Source organism: Flavobacterium cupreum (assembly GCF_003996965.1).
GTDB classification, from domain to species: domain Bacteria; phylum Bacteroidota; class Bacteroidia; order Flavobacteriales; family Flavobacteriaceae; genus Flavobacterium; species Flavobacterium cupreum.
In genome coordinates, this window is sequence record NZ_QWDM01000246.1 from 1 (window position 1) to 285 (window position 285).

Here is a 285-nt window from a genome sequence, read left to right on the forward strand (position 1 = left end):
GTTCAATGAAGATCGCGGCGTCAGCCATGTTGGTGACGGCGGCGGTCTCCGTGATCTCCAGGCAGATGCGTCGGCAGACCGCGCTGCCGGCTTCGGTCAACGCGGCGATGGCATGCCGGTGAAACGCCCGGTCGCCCACCGACTGCCCTGACAGGTTGATGCACAGAGTGTCGAGAGCATTTATATCTGGCATGTCCTGGATCTGCTGCACGGCGCGCTTGAGTACCCAGCGATCGATGCGCGTGGCCATGTGGAAGCGCTCTGCAGCCGGGAGGAAGGCCCCCG

1 protein-coding gene is annotated in these 285 nt (G+C 64.2%); it reads right to left on the bottom strand.

All coding sequences use genetic code 11. The annotated features are described in order from the left end of the window. Positions 1-285: EAL domain-containing protein (locus tag D0817_RS27320; protein ID WP_127341028.1), on the bottom strand; the 285-nt coding region annotated here is incomplete at both ends.